Origin of the sequence: Streptomyces tricolor, assembly GCF_002155905.1 — a bacterium.
Taxonomy (GTDB): Bacteria; Actinomycetota; Actinomycetes; order Streptomycetales; family Streptomycetaceae; genus Streptomyces; species Streptomyces tricolor.
This window is the reverse complement of record NZ_MUMF01000983.1, coordinates 1-522: the sequence shown is the minus strand read 5'-3', so window position 1 is coordinate 522 and position 522 is coordinate 1. Positions and strand designations below refer to the sequence as shown.

Below are 522 nucleotides of genomic sequence, written 5' to 3'. Positions count from 1 at the left end.
GGCCGGCGCGCTGCCGGACCGTCTCACGGCTGAGTTCCTCGGTCTCCGTCTCCGGCAGCCGCTCGAAGCCGTCCTCGGTGATGACCGAGACGACGGGGAAGATACGGCGGTTCAGGTCGGGGCCGCCGGTGGCCGAGTCGTCGTCCGCCGCGTCGTACAGCGCCTGGAGCGCGGCGAGGGCCGCCTCGCGGCGGGTCAGGTCCGGCCGGTACAGCTTCTTCAGGGCGCCCCGGGCGTACGGGGAGCCGCTGCCCTCCGCGTGGAAGTGCCGCTTCTCGTAGAGCCCGCCGGCCGCGTCGTAGCCGAAGATCCGGCCGTGTCCGCCGCCGGGCGCGGTGAGGTCGTAGCCGACGAGCAGCGGGACGACGGCGAGACCCTGCATGGCCTGGGCCAGGTTCTGCCGGATCATGGCCGCGAGGCGGGCCGCCTTGGCCGCCAGGGTCATCGGAACGCCTTCGATCTTCTCGAAGTGGGTCAGCTCGACCTGGTAGAGCCGCACCATGTCGAGGGCGAGGCCGACGG

At 72.8% G+C, this 522-nt stretch carries 1 protein-coding gene; it reads right to left on the bottom strand.

Translation table 11 applies throughout. The annotated features are described in order from the left end of the window. Window positions 1-522, bottom strand: a 522-nt coding sequence (gene prcB, locus CCN44_RS42105; protein ID WP_086704545.1) for a proteasome subunit beta, incomplete at both ends; no start/stop codon positions are given.